The organism is Psychrobacter sp. W2-37-MNA-CIBAN-0211 (genome assembly GCF_040309405.1).
GTDB lineage: Bacteria > Pseudomonadota > Gammaproteobacteria > Pseudomonadales > Moraxellaceae > Psychrobacter > Psychrobacter glaciei.
In genome coordinates, this window is sequence record NZ_JBEOOU010000021.1 from 1 (window position 1) to 15,982 (window position 15,982).

General features: G+C 43.2%; 13 protein-coding genes and 1 tRNA gene. 10 read left to right on the forward strand and 4 right to left on the reverse strand.

Annotated features, from left to right (window positions below; all coding sequences use genetic code 11):
- Positions 1 to 160: 160 nt before the first annotated feature.
- The 3 genes from AAEY72_RS13785 to AAEY72_RS13795 all read right to left on the reverse strand — a co-directional run bounded on the left by AAEY72_RS13785 (position 161) and on the right by AAEY72_RS13795 (position 1,841).
- Complete coding sequence (locus AAEY72_RS13785) at positions 161 to 895, reverse strand: hypothetical protein (protein WP_352311013.1); 735 nt, start codon at positions 893 to 895, stop codon at positions 161 to 163.
- A gap of 350 nt (positions 896 to 1,245) precedes the next feature.
- A complete protein-coding gene (locus AAEY72_RS13790) occupies positions 1,246 to 1,575 on the reverse strand; it encodes a CopG family transcriptional regulator (RefSeq protein WP_352311015.1) in 330 nt (109 codons plus the stop codon).
- Positions 1,576 to 1,765: 190 nt separating this feature from the next.
- Positions 1,766 to 1,841: transfer RNA gene (locus AAEY72_RS13795), tRNA-Asn, on the reverse strand.
- Positions 1,842 to 2,376: 535 nt separating this feature from the next.
- Here AAEY72_RS13795 and AAEY72_RS13800 point away from each other — a divergent pair.
- From AAEY72_RS13800 to AAEY72_RS13840, 9 genes are all read left to right on the forward strand, one after another.
- Positions 2,377 to 2,721 (forward strand): DMT family transporter, encoded by a 345-nt coding sequence (locus tag AAEY72_RS13800; RefSeq protein ID WP_010196452.1) that lies wholly within the window; start codon positions 2,377 to 2,379, stop codon positions 2,719 to 2,721.
- Position 2,722: 1 nt separating this feature from the next.
- Positions 2,723 to 3,298 (forward strand): TetR/AcrR family transcriptional regulator, encoded by a 576-nt coding sequence (locus tag AAEY72_RS13805; RefSeq protein WP_189580347.1) that lies wholly within the window; start codon positions 2,723 to 2,725, stop codon positions 3,296 to 3,298.
- Positions 3,299 to 3,501: 203 nt separating this feature from the next.
- Positions 3,502 to 5,016 carry a betaine-aldehyde dehydrogenase gene (gene betB / locus AAEY72_RS13810; protein WP_352311018.1) on the forward strand — a complete coding sequence of 505 codons (1,515 nt, stop codon included), beginning with the start codon at positions 3,502 to 3,504 and terminating at the stop codon, positions 5,014 to 5,016.
- A gap of 117 nt (positions 5,017 to 5,133) precedes the next feature.
- Positions 5,134 to 6,831: a choline dehydrogenase gene (gene betA / locus AAEY72_RS13815; protein ID WP_352311020.1), complete on the forward strand. Its 1,698-nt coding sequence runs from the start codon at positions 5,134 to 5,136 to the stop codon at positions 6,829 to 6,831.
- 339 nt (positions 6,832 to 7,170) lie between these two features.
- Complete coding sequence (gene betT / locus AAEY72_RS13820) at positions 7,171 to 9,216, forward strand: choline BCCT transporter BetT (RefSeq protein ID WP_352311022.1); 2,046 nt, start codon at positions 7,171 to 7,173, stop codon at positions 9,214 to 9,216.
- 189 nt (positions 9,217 to 9,405) lie between these two features.
- The gene (locus tag AAEY72_RS13825) at positions 9,406 to 9,894 is read left to right on the forward strand and encodes a M48 metallopeptidase family protein (RefSeq protein WP_352311024.1); all 489 of its coding nucleotides are present in this window, start codon (positions 9,406 to 9,408) and stop codon (positions 9,892 to 9,894) included.
- A 324-nt stretch (positions 9,895 to 10,218) separates the two neighbouring features.
- Complete coding sequence (locus AAEY72_RS13830) at positions 10,219 to 10,641, forward strand: tetratricopeptide repeat protein (RefSeq protein ID WP_352311026.1); 423 nt, start codon at positions 10,219 to 10,221, stop codon at positions 10,639 to 10,641.
- A 67-nt stretch (positions 10,642 to 10,708) separates the two neighbouring features.
- Positions 10,709 to 11,869, forward strand: coding sequence for a flavin monoamine oxidase family protein (locus tag AAEY72_RS13835; RefSeq protein WP_352311028.1), 1,161 nt, complete (start codon positions 10,709 to 10,711; stop codon positions 11,867 to 11,869).
- Positions 11,870 to 12,192: 323 nt separating this feature from the next.
- Complete coding sequence (locus AAEY72_RS13840; RefSeq protein ID WP_352311030.1) at positions 12,193 to 13,818, forward strand: long-chain-fatty-acid--CoA ligase; 1,626 nt, start codon at positions 12,193 to 12,195, stop codon at positions 13,816 to 13,818.
- Between the two features lie 268 nt (positions 13,819 to 14,086).
- Here the strand turns inward: AAEY72_RS13840 and AAEY72_RS13845 are convergent, their stop codons facing one another.
- On the reverse strand, positions 14,087 to 14,842 hold the full coding sequence (locus AAEY72_RS13845; RefSeq protein ID WP_352311032.1) for a siderophore-interacting protein: 756 nt from the start codon (positions 14,840 to 14,842) through the stop codon (positions 14,087 to 14,089).
- A 495-nt stretch (positions 14,843 to 15,337) separates the two neighbouring features.
- On the opposite strand from AAEY72_RS13845, the gene AAEY72_RS13850 reads away from it, so the two are divergent.
- Entirely contained in the window at positions 15,338 to 15,763 is a 426-nt protein-coding gene (locus AAEY72_RS13850) for a PaaI family thioesterase (RefSeq protein ID WP_352311034.1), read from the forward strand.
- The last annotated feature ends 219 nt before the right edge of the window (positions 15,764 to 15,982 follow it).

Below are 15,982 nucleotides of genomic sequence, written 5' to 3' on the forward strand. Positions count from 1 at the left end.
TGCACCGGTCTTGAAAACCGACAAGGGTTTGTAGCCCTTCGAGAGTTCGAATCTCTCCGTCTCCTCCAAATTCGAAAAAAGCCCCAATCAGCAATGATTGGGGCTTTTTTTATGATGAATTTTATAACACCACTTTTATCAATTATCTGAATGACTGCTTTTACTTTATCAGCGATTCATCGAACTCAATTTCTTGTCCATTCTCTAATATCAACGTGCCTTTGCTGATCATAATAGTCATGTCTTTGGTGTTTTTAATGGCACGCATGACGTTAATGTCTTCTATGCTACTTTCAATGATGATTTTGCCAGACTGCTCTGGTTGAATGGGCGGATCAAACTGTGTCGAGGGCACGTTGAATCTTTTGCCTTTCGTCAGCTTCGCGTCTTGCATGATTAGCGTGCCTTTAAAGCTTTTGATGGCTGCCTTACCGTGATTTGATAGCATGAACTGTAGTTTTACTTGGTTTAAGCTATCGTCGTCGCTGGTCTTGACTGGTAATAGAGCGACAGGGTAGCTCTGTGCATTGGCACTATAAGCTGGCTGACTGCTGACAATAGGGCTTTTTTTACCCGTTGGATTGTTAGGGTGCAAGCGTTCATATTCACGCTGTTGCACAAGGGCTTGCTTGATGGTGGTACGCGGCATCGCACCAGATTCGTATGCGTCACTGAGCTTCATTCGCAGCATATATCGGCTAAGTACTTGTTGATCGGGCTGGGATAATTGCTCAAAAGTTTGCCCCAATTTCTTTTGCCATTGGTCTGAATCTGTCGGTATGGTTGTTTTACTTGGGTCAGTCTGCGGCGATGAGCAGCCAGTCACAGTTACTAGCATTGCTACCGTCATGGTTGAAAACAAAGTTTTGTTGAAACGCTGATGTAAGCTCGTCATCGTACACCTCCTTGTAAATCTTTATTATGTTGAAACCCAATAAATAGTCGCGATTATTTTATTAATATACCTCGTTTAATGATAGCTTGTGTTTACTTATGGCTAAATACGGTAGCAAATTTAATAGAGCGCTAAAAAAGACGAGTGACTTTAAGTACGAAAGGAAAGCACATAACGAGAAGCGGATTTAAAAAATATCAATAATGCTTTAATCTTTATAACAGACAAAAAAAGACCAAGTTCGCTGTAGCAAACTTGGTCTTTTTTAATAAAAATCATTGTGAGGTTTTATACGACCAACCAATGACTTTTTAAATGTACTTTTCTAATAGCATTTAATAGCAGTGCTACTAATCGTTGTTCTGTAGCTCAGACAAAGGATGAGTAATATTGTTATTGTGCGTTAGCACAATAGCCTCATCGATGATATGTTGGCTCACACCGCGCTTACGGAGGGTTTCGATAAATACTTCATCATGGGCTAGGGTGTAATCCTGATGGTCACGATCGAGACCTTGGCGAATATACAAGCGTATAAGACCTTGAATACGTTTGAAACCTAATTCAGACGAAGTCGCTTCTAGTAGCGAAATCATTTCTTCAGACAGACGAATGCTGACTGGCCGCATGATTTTTTGCGGATGATCAGAAAACTTATTTTTTATACGTACAGGTATCATAATAAACCATTACTTTTAGTGAGTAGGAGCAAAGCACTCAAACAAAAACAAACCCAATCAAGACTAACCTTACCATACAACAAAAATGTCTAAAAGAACACCGCAGCTGTGCTAATATTATTAGAAGTAAATATAAAAGGGGTAACAATAAAAAAACCTCCATCAAATTATGATGAAGGTTTTTAGTATATGGCTCTCCAACCTGGGCTCGAACCAGGGACACACGGATTAACAGTCCGTTGCTCTACCAACTGAGCTATTGGAGAATAGATGGTCATAACAGCAGATTATTCATGCTTTATATCAAAGCGATTACTTATCTTGTTTGCGTTATGTGGGGCACATTTTAGCCAAGTCGTTCGAGGCTGTCAACCTTATTATGACATTAATGATAAATATTGTCGTAACTTATCAAAAATAACCCGTAATCCCTTATTAAACGGGCTGTTTTGGTGAACCCTTATATCTGAAATCTTTATTAAGTAACTAGATTAAGTGACTAGGATTAAATAACTAGGAAAAGCCTTAGTTGATAGGCCTTTACAGAAGGTTTTAGCCATATTAATTCATCATTAAAATAAGCACTCATCAGTGTTAGTTATCAGTCTTTACAATCATATTTGATTAGATGAATTGCCTATCTTTTTGAATACTAAGAGAATTTGTACATCGCTAGAAATATAAAATTGTAAAATTACCTTCACATTGCTGGTTTATTTCTATAGAATACCGACCGTATGGTTTCTTTTGCATACGGTGCTTTGCTGCTATGTGCCATAAATTGTTATGGATGTTCTAAATATGAGTCCTACCACTATTGCTTATGGATATTTAGCCATTGCCATCATTTGTGAAGTGATCGGCACCACCTTCTTGATGAAGTCAGAGCAGTTTACGCGTTTGGTACCGACGCTCATTATGGGTTTGCTTTATGTCATCTCATTTTATTTGTTGACGCAGACCCTTAAAACCATACCGCTTGGTATTGCCTACGCGCTGTGGGGCGGACTCGGAATCGTACTGACATCACTCGTGGGCTTGGTGTTTTTTAAGCAAAGCCTCGATACAGCAGCAGCAGTTGGTATCGCTATGATTGTGGGCGGTGTGATGGTGATGAACTTATTCTCTAATTCTGTGGTGCATTGATATGGAAGTGGAAAACGCTTACAAACGTAAAAAACAGCCAGAAGTTGTGCGTCGGGCGCTGCTCGATCAGGCAGCACGAATAACGCTAGAGCAAGGGTTGTCTAAAGTGACCTTTCAAGCAGTCGCTGATGCCGTTGGGGTAACTAAAGGTGGCGTTATGCATCATTTCGCCACTAAAAACGCGCTAATTCTTGAAGTGTTTCATGACGCGATGGCGAAGTTTGAGGCAGAAGTAGATACAGCAATGGCTAAAGACCCCGTGCGTTATGGCTCTTTTACCCGCGCTTATATCGATGCCACGATTAGCCTAGGCGAAAAAGGACAGGCAGAATTTCATAGCCAAGCAACGTTGTATGTATTGATGCTAGGTGATAGTGAGCTGCGCGAATTATGGGCTGAGTGGTCAAATCAGCAATTGAAAAAGCATGAGCCAACTGATAATACCGAGACCTTATGTATGGCACGTTTGGTCGCTGATGGGATTTGGCTCTCAGATTTTTCCGGCATTGACATAGTAGACAAACAGTCATTACGTGATCGTTTGATAAAAATGACGCAACGTGGCTTCGATGCATAAAGATGGTGCAGCGCGTTCATTAAAATGCTGCGCTCAAATAATTTATTAAAGAACAATTGATCTGTACATAACGATTTTTAGTCACACAACGACTTTTAGTCGTATAACGATATAACTTTTATTTTTAAAACTTAAACCATGATGACATTATTCGGTACTAGCTTAGTTATAAGGCTTTTGCCAGTCGTCGATAGGAGCACTGCATGACAGCTACTAATACAAACTCAAATAAATTAACAGACATTATCGACTTAGAACAAATACAAACTGCTTATATTAACGGCCGTTACTTGGCGGTAGATGAAACGCTGACGACTTTTGAAGATATCAATCCAGCAACGGGTGAAGTGCTGGCGACGATTCAGCAAACGACCAATGAGCAAATCGACGAGGCTGTTAAAGCAGCACAAAAAGGTCAAAAAGTTTGGGCAGCACTGACAGCAGTTGAGCGTGGTCGAATCCTATCAAAGGCCGTTGAGATATTGCGCGAACGCAACGATGTGTTGGCATTGCTAGAAACCAAAGACACGGGTAAAGCTTACTCTGAGACCAAGTATGTCGATATCGTCACGGGTGCGGATGTCGTTGAGTATTATGCAGGTCTTGCACCGATGATTGAGGGTCGCCAGATTCCATTGCGTGATACTAGCTTTGTCTATACCCGCCGTGAGCCACTTGGCGTGGTCGCTGGTATTGGTGCATGGAATTATCCAATTCAAATTGCGATGTGGAAGGCAGCACCAGCACTAGCTGCGGGTAATGCAATGATTTTTAAGCCATCAGAAGTGACACCGTTAACTGCATTGAAACTGGCAGAAATTTTGACAGAAGCAGGCTTGCCAGATGGCGTGTTCAACGTCGTTCAAGGCAATTATAAAGTGGGTGAGGCATTAACTCAGCATCCTGATATCGCCAAAGTATCGTTTACCGGTGGCGTACCGACGGGTAAAAAAGTCATGTCGAGCGCGGCATCATCGTCTCTTAAAGACGTGACATTAGAGCTGGGTGGTAAGTCCCCACTAATTATCTTTGATGATGCAAATATCGACACTGCTGCTGACATCGCCATGATGGCGAACTTCTATAGCAGTGGTCAGGTTTGTACCAATGGCACGCGTGTATTTATCCCTAAAGCCTTACAGGCCAAGTTTGAAGAAGCCATATTATTGCGTGTTGAGCGTATTAAGTTAGGTGATCCAATGGATGAAAACATCAACATGGGCCCACTAGTCAGCTTCCCGCATATGGAAAGAGTGCTGGGTTATATCGAGCAAGGTAAAGCCAGTGGCGCACGCTTGCTAACAGGTGGTGACCGTGTGATGACAGGCGAATTGGCAAATGGCGCATTCGTTGCCCCAACGGTATTCACTGACTGCACCGATGAGATGATTATCGTACGTGAAGAAATCTTTGGCCCAGTGATGTCGATATTGACTTATGAGACCGAAGAAGAAGTTATTCGCCGCGCCAATGATACCGAGTATGGTTTGGCAGCTGGGGTCGTGACTGCTGACTTGATCCGAGCACATCGAGTCATCGCTCAAATTGAAGCAGGTATCTGCTGGTTAAATACATGGGGCGAATCAGCCGCTCAAATGCCAGTCGGCGGTTACAAGCATTCAGGTGTTGGCCGCGAAAACGGCATTGAAGCCCTTGAGCATTATACGCAGACCAAATCTATCCAAGTAGAGTTGGGCGCATTTGAATCTGTCTTTTAATCAATCTTATTGAGAAAATTCTTAATCAGTAAAGTGGTTCAGTAGTAGAACTAATTTGTTCTTTATTCGACTTTGCTGATAGTAAATGATTTATTTTTCAATATTATGGAGCGTTTTATGACATCAACCACACCTGAGTATGACTACATCATCGTTGGCGCAGGATCAGCAGGCAACGTGCTGGCCACCCGTCTGACCGAAGATGCCAACATTAAGGTGCTGCTGCTAGAAGCGGGTCGTCCAGACCATCGCTTAGATTTTCGTACGCAGATGCCAGCGGCGCTCGCCATGCCGTTACAAGGAACAACCTACAACTGGGGTTATAAAACCGATCCTGAACCGAATATGAATAATCGCGTGATGGACTGCGGTCGCGGTAAAGGGCTTGGCGGCTCGTCATTGATTAACGGTATGTGTTATATCCGTGGCAATGCACTAGATTTTGATGATTGGTCTAAGATTAAAGGCTTAGAAGATTGGACGTATTTGGACTGCCTGCCGTATTTTAAAAAATTAGAAAACCGTGATGCTGGCGAGAATGACTATCATGGTGTGGGTGGTCCTGTTGAGATGACCACTTCAAAACCAGGGGTCAACCCACTGTTTCAAGCGATGATTGAAGCAGGCGTGCAAGCTGGCTATCCGAGTACCGACGATTTAAACGGCTATCAGCAAGAAGGCTTTGGGCCAATGGATCGTTTCGTAACGCCTAATGGTCGCCGTGCTTCAACGTCCCGTGGCTATCTGGACCGTGCTAAACCGCGCAGCAATATCACGATTTTGACGGGTGCGCTAACCGATGTGATCTTGTTTGATGGTAAGCGTGCCATCGGTGTCAAAGTCGAGCATCAAGGTCAAACCAAGAATTTTCATGCCTCTCGTGAAGTGATTGTTTCCTCTGGTGCAATTGCTTCGCCACAACTATTGCAGCGCTCTGGTATTGGCCCCGGTCAATGGTTAAAAGACCTGGGTGTTAATGAGATTCTAGATTTGCCAGGCGTTGGTAATAACCTGCAAGATCATTTAGAGCTGTATATGCAGTATGAATGTAAGCTGCCAGTGTCGATTGCACCTTCCAATAAATGGTGGAACAAGCCCGCCATCGGCGCGGAGTGGTTATTCAATGGTACGGGTCTTGGCGCGTCAAATCAGTTCGAAGGTGGCGGTTTTATTCGTACCGATGAGAAATTTACGCATCCTAATATTCAGTACCATTTCTTGCCATTAGCGGTACGCTACGATGGTCGTAGTGCGGTTAAATCGCATAGCTTCCAAGCACACGTGGGCTCATTACGCTCGCCAAGCCGCGGTCGTGTCAAGCTGACGTCGAAAGACCCAAGTGCTCATCCAAGTATCTTGTTTAATTACATGTCTCATGATCAAGATTGGCAAGAGTTCCGAGCGGCGATGCGTATCACGCGTGAGATTATGCATCAGCCAGCACTTGACCCTTATCGTGGTCGCTCGATTGCACCAACGGACGATCTAGTGACCGATGCGCAGTTGGATGAGTATGTCCGTAATCACAGCGAGACGGCTTATCATCCCTCTTGTACCTGTGCGATGGGCGAAGACAATGATTCGGTCGTCAATGGTGAAGGTTTGGTACATGGTATCGCTGGCTTGCGCGTGGTTGATGCGTCAATTATGCCAAATATCATCAGTGGTAATCTCAACGCGACCACCATTATGCTGGCAGAAAAAATCGTCGATAAAATGCGCGGTGTGCAGTTGCCACGTTCGACGGTAGATTACTTTACGGCTAATGGTGCGCCATTGAGAGCTGAGCCGATGCGCGCTTATGGCTCTGTTTAAATTAAGCGTGAATAGATAAATGCCTGTCTGCATAGCGATATAATATAGCTATATGGCATAGCGTTGATAAATGGTGTTGATAAGAAGGCCTTTTTATAAAGGTCTTTTTTATCCGCGCTACTGTTTTAGAAAATGAATACCATTAAAATTGATTTTTTAATGACTTACCTTGTTGCTTAAATAATTAATGAAGTGGCAATTATTTAAGTAGCAAATTTTATTTATTGGTACTGCTTTGTGCGTCATGCAGTTATTTGTATGTCACGCGGTTATCAGTCATAAAGTTATGACGGACAAAGCAATATCAGACCCTGTTTAATTTACCTATTGAGGTCTTTTATGTACAGCTCGCCATCAAAGGATGCGACGAAACCCCTGACTCTAAATAAGACGGTTTTTTTAGGCTCAGCTATTATTTCTATTTTATTGATAATCTGGACGATTGCGTTTCCAGATTATAGTGAGGCATTATTAAGTTCAAGTATGGCATGGGTATCAGAGAGCTTTGGCTGGTATTACATGCTGGTGGTTGCCGCTTATAGTATATTTGCCTTGTTTGTTGGCTTTTCTAAGTATGGCGATATCAAGCTTGGTCAAGATCACGAAAAGGCGCAATTTCCCTTTTTAGCGTGGGCCGCGATGCTGTTCTCCGCTGGTATTGGTATTGATTTATTGTTTTTTGGTGCGTCTGAGCCGTTGATGCATTACCTGACGCCGCATACGGGGTTAGAGCCTGCCAGTGAGGCGGCCATGCGTGAAGCACTTGCGCAGACCTTTTTACATTGGGGTCTACATGGCTGGGGCATTTATGCTTTAATCGGGATGGCATTGGCGTACTTTGCTTATCGTAAAAACATGCCACTCGCCTTACGTTCACCACTGACACCTATCTTTGGCGAGCGCTTAATTAAAGGCTGGCTTGGTGATGGTATTGATACCTTTGGTGTTGTTTGTACCTTGATGGGTATCGCGACCAGTTTGGGTATTGGTGTATTGCAAGCCAATGCGGGTTTGACTCATGTGTTTGGGATTGAATCTAGCAAAATGGTTCAAACCTTTATCATCATAGGTGTTGTCGCTGCCGCGGCGATCTCTGCGATGACTGGTGTGGAAAGAGGCGTCCGCCGTTTATCCGAATTCAACATGCTGTCTTCGATATTGCTATTAATCGCGATATTGGTGATGGGTAATACGGTTTATTTGCTGAATACCTTTACCCAAAATATTGGTCAATACTTCCAAACCATCGTTTTCAAAACTTTTGATGTTTATGCTTATGATGGTCAAGCTGGCGCTGACTGGAAGTCAGGCTGGACGATATTTTTCTGGGCATGGTGGGTCGCTTGGGCACCGTTCGTAGGTCTGTTTATTGCGCGTATTAGCCGTGGTCGTACCCTGCGTGAGTTCGTATTTGGTGTGATGTTTATCCCACTTGGATTCATCTTTGCTTGGTTCTCTATCTTTGGTAACTCAGCGATAGATTTGGTTGCCAATGGTGCCACTGAGCTTGGTGAAATCGCAGTCAATGATGCTGCAATGGGCATGTTTGCCTTGTTTGAGTATTTTCCTTACAGCGAAGTGCTATCATTTGCAGGTGTTGTGATTGGGTTAGTATTCTTTGTGACTTCAGCTGACTCAGGCGCGTTAGTATTAGCAAACCTAAGCTCAAGAGGTATGACCAATGACACCGATGCACCTGTTTGGTTGCGTTTGTTTTGGGCAGCAGCGACTGGTCTTATTACCTTAGGCTTATTGTTTGCTGGTGGTTTTGCCTCATTACAGTCAGTATCTGTGATTGCAGGTTTGCCATTCTCACTCATTCTTGTGCTCTATATGGTGGCGATGTGGAGATCATTAAAAGAAGAGGGCAATAAGCGCAAAGCCAGTACGATTGGTACGGCTAACGTGCTCGATAGCGGTAAGAGCTGGAAAGCTCGCTTGCAACGTATTGTCAGTTTCCCTAAACATGCACAAGTGGAACAGTTTTTACAAAATGTGGTCAGACCTGCCATGACGGAAGTTGAAAAAGAGTTTGCCGCAGGCGGTCTAAAAACGTCTTTGGACATCCGTAACCCTGCACATATTGGACAAGATATAGATGAAGGTATGGATGAGAGTAGCGGTCAAATAGATGGTCTCAAATTGCGTGTCGGACATGGCGATGAAGATGACTTTATTTATGAAGTTAACTTGATCAAAGCTGAGCGTCCTAACTTTACATTGAGCACCTCAACCAAGAACGCAGAGTACTATTATCGTGCGGAAGTGTTCTTAAGCGAAGGCTCACAAGAGTATGACTTGGTTGGCTACTCCAAAGAGCAAGTATTGGTCGATATCTTGAATCAGTACGAGCGTCATTTGCAGTATCTACATTTAGGGCGTTAATGGATTCATTGGCAATCGCGTATAAAACCATCTATACCTGGTAGGTTCTAAATAAAAGTATTGTAAGAGATAACCCCATAAGTTGGATTCAACTTATGGGGTTTATTTATGAACCAATGATAGGCAGATAGTAGATATAGGGTAAAATCTATACAGACAAAATTTGAAGTACCAGCAAAGGATAAATTTGTGACCACATTAAAGTACATCGCTCATTATTCTGAGCAAATTCAAACCCAAGTGGCATTGCTTATTAGCGATGGTAAACTGGGCGCATATCTAGAAAAAAAGTATCCTATTCAGCACCAAATAAAAAGTGATAAGGCGCTTTATCAGTATATCAATGATATTAAAAACCAGTATATGCGCAAAGTTGGCCCGTTATCGAATGTCAGTTATAGCAGTAAACTAAAAGTTTTAAAACATGCGCTGGGTATTCATACCACTCAGTCTCGCGTACAGGGCAGTAAGCTGAAATCGCATAATAGCATCACCGTGGCCAGCTTGTTTCAAGAAGCACCGCCTGAGTTTTTGCGCATGATCGTCGTGCATGAGTTGGCGCATTTTAAAGAGCATGAGCATAACAAAGCATTTTATCAATTATGCTGTCATATGGAGCCTGAATATCATCAATTTGAGTTAGATATGCGGCTTTGGTTGCACTGGCGAGAGTTGTAACCTTAATAGTAGCCCTAATAACGTTCATAGTAATCTTGATAACAGCCATATAAATATCGTGTCTTTTTCTATGGCAATCATCTGAGCCGCTAGGGCGTGTCCTCAATTCAATTGATCATATCTAAACGGGCTAAAAATGGCTAAATTTTGCCAAATATCGTTAAATAGCTGGTTAATATCCCGATATTATCTGCGCTATTTTCCTTGTTTGACTGCAATTTATCTCATTTTTATCACCATTTTTAAAATGAGGACACGCCCTAGAATTACGTTATAATCCTAACCAAATAATCTATACCCCAAGTCAATAAAAGGTTGTAAGCAATGATCAATACCAAAATATATAAATCTATTTATAAATTGGCAGAAGAATTACTAGAGGCTGACCGTATCGGTAATCAAGAAAAATTTGATGCGTTTTATGCTGAGCTAAAAGCCATCTGTACTGATAATGAAAACACAGACAAAGATCATCCAGAGCAGTGGGAAACGCTTGCTGACTTTACAGAAGATTTGGACGAAGCACTGGTCATTTATGACAAAGCACTAACCAAAGCCACGGCGATCAATTCAAAAGATCATCTGTCGTCGATTGCTTTTTCTATGGCAGTGTTACAGCTTGAGACAGGTAACAAAGAAGCGGCTATTCAAAGTCTACAAAATGCCAAAATCACGGCAAATAAGATTGAAGATAAAGAGTTTAAGGTTGAGATAGATGAGATGCTGACTAAGTTGTTGGGTGAGTAGTTTCACTCGAACAATTTTGATCGAGTAGTCCTGATTAAATGTACTTGATGAGCAGGAACGATTTTATATGCAAGACGTACCTATTGTAATTGTTGGCGGTGGCCTAAGCGGTCTATATGCGGCATTTTTATTGGAGCAAAAAGGCATCGATTATATATTGATAGAGGCTCGTGATAGATTGGGCGGGCGTATCACTGTTGCCAAATCATCAGCAGATATGAGTGCTAGCAGTCAAAGTGGCGATCATGAAAAATCAAACGATGGCTTCGATTTAGGGCCGTCGTGGTTTTGGCCAGAGTATCAGCCGCAATTAAGTGATTTGATTGAGGCATTAGATTTGACACGTTTCGCTCAGTTCGAAGAAGGCGACATGATGGTTGAGCGTGCTGCCAATGAGTTGCCTATCCGTACGCAAGGCTATCAAAGCTCGCCACCATCTATGCGCCTCGTGGGTGGAATGACGGCGCTAACTGATGCTTTATACGCTCGCTTGGATGCCAAGCGTATCGTAACGGGACAGACAGTAAGGCGCTTAACCAAGACTGGTCAGCATATTAAAATAGACAGCGAGTGTGGCTCTGAACATATCAACGCGGGTCAAATAATCACTTATCAAGCGCAGCATGTACTACTTGCGCTACCACCGAGGTTGGCGGGCAATAATATTGTATTTGAACCTGCTTTACCGCAAGATTTAGCGATAGAGTGGCAAGAGACCGCCACTTGGATGGCACCACATGCCAAGTATGTGGCGGTTTATGACTCGCCCTTTTGGCGCAATCAAGGACTGTCAGGTGCAGCACGCAGCGCGATAGGGCCGCTCACTGAGATTCACGATGCCTCACTAGTAGAAGGCGAAGGCGCTGTGTTTGGTTTCTTTGGTGTTCCCGTTAAAGCACGCCAAAGTGTCTCAGAGAGGGAGCTAAAAGCGCATTGCCGTGCGCAGATGGTGCGCCTTTTCGGTACACAGGCAAACACACCAACTGCTGAATATATCAAAGACTGGGCGCAAGATCCATTTACGGCGATGCCTGCTGATGTCAGTGGCACAGGTCAGCACGCAGTAGCACCTGCTTCCAAGCCAACAGCAGGCGAGTGGCAGGACTGTCTAACAGGTTGCGGTAGTGAGTGGTCAGGGGCGTTCCCTGGCTATGTCGCTGGTGCTATTGACGCGGCAAACAGAGCGGTACAAGGTTTGCCTAATGTTGTAGTGCATTCTGGATCGTAAACAAGTGCAGGCTTTCGTTTTCTAATATGTCTGGTTTAACATAAATTGAGACAGTATATTTCTAGAAAATAACGGGCAAATATAAGTGTAAATAAGCGTGTTCATCCGATGAACGAACACGTAGTAGGCAGTCTTGAAAGTGTTAATAAAGAGACTGATAAGGACATCTATAATGGCCACTTAATTAAGAAAAAAAGATATATTCTTTATTTCTATCAGACGAAATTAATTTTTCTAACTGTTCAGACTGACGTATACTGATGAGGCTCCATATATAAAATATGCCCACGGACGAGCACTAAAATCACTATAAGGATATTCAGATGTTAGGAAAAATGATGTATCAGCCGCTGCTCATTAGCAGCCTCATTGAGCACGCCGCCCAATATCATGGTGATACCGCTATCTTGTCAAAAGAAGTCAATGGCGAGATGACCAAGAGTGATTGGTTGACCGTCTCCAATAACTCAAAACGTTTGGCAAATGCGCTACAAGCACTGGGACTTAAGTCATCAGAGCGCATCGCCACCTTGGCATGGAACAATCGCCGTCACTTAGAAGCGTGGTACGCAATCTCGGGTAGCGGTATGATTTGCCATACTATTAATCCCCGTTTATTCCCCGAACAGCTTGCCTACATTATTAATGATGCGGAGGATCAAGCTTTATTTTTTGACATTACTTTTTTGCCACTAATTACCGCTATCAAAGAACACATCAAAGGCATTAAGCACTTTATTTATTTGGGTGATAGAGACGAAAAAGTCTTGGAGCAGTTACCGAATGCTCTGTTCTTTGATGAGTTGCTGGCAGATAATAGCCCTGATTTTGACTGGCCGCAGTTTGATGAAAAGCTTGCAAGCTCACTCTGTTATACCTCAGGAACGACAGGCAATCCCAAAGGTATCTTGTACTCTCATCGTTCCTCAGTGCTGCATGCGATGGCTTTGTGTATGCCCGATGTGTCCTCGTTGTCTGCCCAAGATGTCTTGCTACCAGTAGTGCCGATGTTCCATGTCAACGCGTGGGGCACGCCTTATGCCGCTGCTCTGACGGGCTGCTCTCTGATACTGCCCGGTCCTAATCTTGATGGTGACAGCTTAGTGTCTGTGATTGATGATTATAAAGTGACTGTGGCTTTGGGCGTGCCGACTATTTGGCAAAGTCTGCTAACCGCTGCCAAAAACAGAGGCAGTAAGCTTGACAGTATGACGCGTACGATCGTCGGCGGCGCGGCATGTCCGCCATCAGTCATCAAAACCTTTAGAGAGGACTTTAACTGCGATGCGATACATGGTTGGGGCATGACCGAGACCAGTCCGCTCGGCACGATGAATCAGATAAAAGCCAAGCACAAGTCGCTCAGTAAAGAAGAGATTAATGAGCTGCGTAAATCGCAAGGTCGTCCTCCTTATGGTGTCAAGATACGTCTGATGGATACCGAACAAAAGGACCAGCCAGTCGCCGAAGATGGCGAGTCACAAGGGCGCTTGCAGATTCGTGGGCATTGGGTCATTGATGATTATTTTACTGAAAATAAAGATGCCATCACTGCCGATGGCTGGTTTGATACCGGTGACATCGCCACGATCGATGGCGATGGTTATATGAATATCCGTGACCGCTCAAAAGATTTGATCAAATCAGGAGGCGAGTGGATATCTTCTGTGGAATTAGAGAACATTGCTGTGGAGCACCCAGAGGTTAAGATGGCCGCAGCGATTGCGGCGAATCATAAGCAATGGGGCGAGCGTCCAGTGTTGATTGTCGTCAAAGAAGCGGACTCGGCAGTCGATGAAGCGCAGATTCTTGAGTTTTACAAAGGTAAAGTGGCCAGCTGGCAAATACCTGACAAAGTCGTCTTTGTGGATAATATTGTGCTCAATGGCGCAGGGAAGATGATGAAAAATAACTTACGTGATGAGCATGGTGATATCCTGCTTGCTTAATATAGTCAATCCACTATAAATAAGGTGAGGCAGGCTTGTTTAGTCTACTATTTGTAGTGCTTTAACTTGCCTTCCTTGTACCTGAATGGTCTTGAGCCGACTATAGCATCGGGGTTAATCGATTAGAGGTTCGTTCAAGGTTACATAGATATTCTTAATCATATTTTTGACGAAAAAGTCCGCCTATAAGCGGACTTTTTTAGTTTTGATGTCAGTTTCGATATTAGTTTCGATGTCAGTTTCGCTCATACGTGCTGGCACACCGAAATTATAATACGCTCTCTGCATCCTTTTGCTTTACAACTTTATGCTGATCTTCTGTGCTATCGACTTTCCAATAACTGGATATGTATAAATGCGTTTTTGGTATTGAACGATCTACTTTAAAGTAGTGGCGTAGGGCACGCATACTATGGAATTCACATGCCGCCCACACCGCAGGTTGTCCTGTCAGCCAAGTAAGCGTTTTAACACGATCAAGTAATGGGCTGCTTTGTTCATTTGGATGTTCATTTGGATGCGCATTTATCACCCAATGAATGTTAACGTTGTCTGGCTTCTTGAGTAGTTGCTTATCTGCTTCGGTGGTAATCTCAAGGACTGCATAGCCGCGTGCGTCAGCAGGTAGCTGGGCAAGATTGACGGTAATCGCTGGTAATGCTGTCATGTCGCCGATCAATAAAAACCAATCGGCCTCATTATTAATAAGCTTCTTTGGTCCTGGGCCGCCTACTAATATTTGCTCACCTATTTGGGCGTTACGTGCCCATGTTGAAGCAGGGCCTTCTGTCTCATGCAAAGCAAAATCGACATCTATTTCGTCATCTCGTTGAACACTAACGGTATAAGTGCGCACTAATGGTCGAGTCTCCTCACCTTGAGGAAACATCAGTTTGATATAAGCACTTTCTTGGTCTACTGGAAAATCAGTCAGTCCAGCACCACCAAGTGTGACGCGGCACATATGTGGCGTAAGGTATTTACTGCGAACAACCTCTAGCATTCTTGGGGTGGGTTTTGCCATATTAATACTTTCCTTCATTTAACTGATTGGTTGTATATCAAAAAGTATGATGATTATAATTTAAACAACTTTTGATGATTTGAAAGCCCTTTAGAATCAGAGCATTGCTTGCTTGTTGATTTTTATTGGTAGCATGTTTTTTAAAACAACACTGAGTATAAAAAGTTCGATGGCTAAGGTTTAAATAATAATGATAATCATTAACATATGTATATTACGCTAATTGGCACTTATGTCAATTGGGTTGTAAGTGTTTGGTCGTTGGTCTTGATCATTTTCTTCTCATACTTGAGTAAAAGTGCTATTAGATAGCAGCTAAAGCAGATGAAATTTTAAGGTTCTTAAAGGCAACAGGCCTAATATAGATACGGCTTATAATGTGAATCATGCTATAAATGATGGTGGAGATAATCAGGTAACTGTTTTTGATTAGCGTCTCTTAAATGAGAAAGGCTAAACGTCGGCAGTAAGCACACTTAAAACCAAGGAGTAGGTATGTCTGCAAGCAAAGAAGAAGTCGTCGCTTTTATAGAGGCGGAGTTTCCGCAAACCAAATGTAGGGTCGAGTCAGTAGATGAGAAGGGTTCGACCTTATCGCACGAGATAGGTATTAATGAGCTGCGACCTGGCGGTACGGTCTCTGGGCCGGTATTGATGAGTGTCGCTGATGTGGCCATCTATGTGGCAATATTGGGAAAAATCGGTATTGTACCGTTGACTGTGACAACGAGCTTGACCATCAACTTTTTGCGTAAACCCTCAGCAGATGCCCGTATTATCGCCGAATGCACGTTAATGAAAGTAGGGCGCACATTAATCGTGGGCGAGGTTTCGCTTTACTCAGAAGGCTCTAGTGACTTGGTCGCCCATGTGGTTGGCACTTATTCTGTACCACCACAACCGAGACAGACGACTTTATAGCAATCTATATTATGTGGCTATATTATTTAACCATGTTATTGACTGAGTTTCTGACTAAGGCAAGTGGTAAACCCAAGAGATAAACCATAGATAAATCAAAGGCTTAGATAAATTAACAGACACAAAAAAACCTCAAGTAAACTAATACTTGAGGCGAAACTTGCTTAAACTTTACAGTTTAAATTCGTTTTAAATATGGCGCAGCGGACGGGACTCGAA

Excerpts from the sequence above, each read along its gene's own strand:
- AAEY72_RS13785 (WP_352311013.1), bottom strand. The coding sequence starts at position 895 with ATGACGAGCTTACATCAGCGTTTCAACAAAACTTTGTTTTCAACCATG.
- AAEY72_RS13845 (WP_352311032.1), bottom strand. The coding sequence starts at position 14,842 with ATGGCAAAACCCACCCCAAGAATGCTAGAGGTTGTTCGCAGTAAATAC.
- AAEY72_RS13830 (WP_352311026.1), top strand. The coding sequence starts at position 10,219 with ATGATCAATACCAAAATATATAAATCTATTTATAAATTGGCAGAAGAA.
- AAEY72_RS13835 (WP_352311028.1), top strand. The coding sequence starts at position 10,709 with ATGCAAGACGTACCTATTGTAATTGTTGGCGGTGGCCTAAGCGGTCTA.
- AAEY72_RS13800 (WP_010196452.1), top strand. The coding sequence starts at position 2,377 with ATGAGTCCTACCACTATTGCTTATGGATATTTAGCCATTGCCATCATT.
- AAEY72_RS13840 (WP_352311030.1), top strand. The coding sequence starts at position 12,193 with ATGTTAGGAAAAATGATGTATCAGCCGCTGCTCATTAGCAGCCTCATT.
- AAEY72_RS13805 (WP_189580347.1), top strand. The coding sequence starts at position 2,723 with ATGGAAGTGGAAAACGCTTACAAACGTAAAAAACAGCCAGAAGTTGTG.
- betT (WP_352311022.1), top strand. The coding sequence starts at position 7,171 with ATGTACAGCTCGCCATCAAAGGATGCGACGAAACCCCTGACTCTAAAT.
- AAEY72_RS13790 (WP_352311015.1), bottom strand. The coding sequence starts at position 1,575 with ATGATACCTGTACGTATAAAAAATAAGTTTTCTGATCATCCGCAAAAA.
- AAEY72_RS13850 (WP_352311034.1), top strand. The coding sequence starts at position 15,338 with ATGTCTGCAAGCAAAGAAGAAGTCGTCGCTTTTATAGAGGCGGAGTTT.
- betB (WP_352311018.1), top strand. The coding sequence starts at position 3,502 with ATGACAGCTACTAATACAAACTCAAATAAATTAACAGACATTATCGAC.
- betA (WP_352311020.1), top strand. The coding sequence starts at position 5,134 with ATGACATCAACCACACCTGAGTATGACTACATCATCGTTGGCGCAGGA.